Annotated in this window: 2 protein-coding genes; one reads left to right on the forward strand and one right to left on the reverse strand. The window is 63.8% G+C overall.

All coding sequences use genetic code 11. The annotated features are described in order from the left end of the window. A partial coding sequence (locus IFT87_RS20065; protein ID WP_192191747.1) for a helix-turn-helix transcriptional regulator occupies window positions 1–654 on the reverse strand: 654 nt, incomplete at its 3' end. 94 nt (window positions 655–748) lie between these two features. On the opposite strand from IFT87_RS20065, the gene IFT87_RS20070 reads away from it, so the two are divergent. Beyond that, window positions 749–1642: an SDR family oxidoreductase gene (locus IFT87_RS20070; RefSeq protein WP_192191748.1), complete on the forward strand. Its 894-nt coding sequence runs from the start codon at window positions 749–751 to the stop codon at window positions 1640–1642. The last annotated feature ends 149 nt before the right edge of the window (window positions 1643–1791 follow it).

The following is a 1791-nucleotide window of genomic DNA, read 5'->3' on the forward strand; positions in this document are numbered from 1 at the left end:
GTTGTCCTGCCACAGCGCTTCGAACTCAGGGCTGAGCCGAGACAACTCCATGACGAGCTTTATCACCTCGGCGCTGGTGCTAGCGCCGGCGCGCGCCACGTCGGCGCGGAAGGCGCCGACGACGAAGCGGGCGATGCTGTCGAAATCGGCATTGCGGGCGCGGACATGGTCGCTGCCGAACATTAGACGCAGAATGTTGCGCCCCTCGCGCGGCAGCTTGGAATAGTCGGTCAGTAAGACCGCAGCGGCACGGTTCCAGCCGACAACGTCCCACATCGCGGTCTTGATGATCGCGGGGCTGAGCACCATCCCGTCGAGTACCCGTTGCAGGCGAGGGGTGATGCCGTCGACCGGCTGATAGCGGGCCTCTGGCAGACGACCCAGTCCGAGCATGTAGATGTGCTCGCGCTCCGGCTCGGTCAGCATCAGCCCCTTCGCAATGCGATCGAGGACATCCGCAGATGGCGCGCCGCCACGGCCCTGCTCGAGCCAGGTGTACCAGGTCGGACTGATATTCGCGCGGCTCGCAACCTCTTCACGGCGCAAGCCGGGCGTACGGCGGCGACTGCCGCTGAGCCCGAAAGTCGCCGGGTCCAGGCGAGTGCGGCGGTCGCGCAGGTATGTGCCCAGCGAATTTGGTGCGTCAGTAGACAAGATGTATCCTGTTGCAGCTTATACCACGATAAGCTCACTACTTTAACAGGGTCGGGCGCAAGGCGATACATCCCTCGTCAACGAGGAGATTTCCATGCGCGTGTTCTTGACCGGTGCGACCGGCTTTATCGGCTCCCATGTCATTCCCGAGCTACTCCACCGCGGTCACAATGTGCTCGGGCTCACTCGCTCCGACGCGGGCGCGCAGCAGCTCGAAGCGGCTGGCGCCGATGTTCATCGGGGCGACCTGGAACGACCGGAGACCCTTGCGAGTGGTGTCGCTGCGGCTGACGCGGTCATTCACTGCGCATTCGATCACGACTTTGCCAACTTCGTCGAGAATACTCGAAAGGATGAACGCAACATCGCCGCGATGGGCGATGCGCTGGCGGGAACCAACAAGCCGATCCTGATAACCTCGGGCATCGGTATTGGAACGCCGCGCAACGGCGGTCCTGCGACCGAGGATGTGCTTAACCCGCTCCACGCCAATCCGCGCATCGTGACGGAGCTGGCCGCCGCAGCGCTGATCGCCCGCCGCATCGATGTCCGCACCATTCGCCTGCCGCAGGTGCACGATACTACCAAGGCCGGTCTGATCACGCCGCTGATCGCCGAGGCCCGCCGTGCCGGGGCGGTGGCGTATTTCGGCGAAGGGAAGACGCGCTGGGCTGCCGCGCATATCAGCGATGTCGCCAAGCTATACGTGCTGGCTCTCGAGCGCGGCGAGCCGGGCGCGCGATACCATGCGTCGGTCGAGGAGGGCGTCGATGCACGCACGATCGCAGAGGCCATCGGCGAGGGAACCGGATTGCCGGTACGTTCGATCGCAACCGAAGACATCGAGCGCTTCTTCGGCTGGATGGCTCCCTTCGCTGCTCTCGACATGACCGCGTCGAGCGTCTTGACGCAGGAGCGGCTGGGATGGGAGCCTACAGGTCCCGATCTACTCACCGATCTCGCCGCGATGATCATTCCGAGCTCATGATCGGATAACAGATCGCCGTTGCACGCTGATGTGAGTAGATTCCGCTGGCGTGCAGCGGCGTGACTATAGCCTGAGGATCACACCATGGCCTCGGCCGGTTACGTGAACGAACGGCCGATTCTGGGATGCCGCGTTCGGGCACTGAACGA

Origin of the sequence: Sphingomonas sp. CFBP 8765 (assembly GCF_014841445.1) — a bacterium.
Taxonomy (GTDB): domain Bacteria; phylum Pseudomonadota; class Alphaproteobacteria; order Sphingomonadales; family Sphingomonadaceae; genus Sphingomonas; species Sphingomonas aerolata.

What these genes read in the sequence shown, in the direction of transcription:
- IFT87_RS20070 (WP_192191748.1), top strand. Translation starts at nt 749, where the DNA reads ATGCGCGTGTTCTTGACCGGTGCGACCGGCTTTATCGGCTCCCATGTC.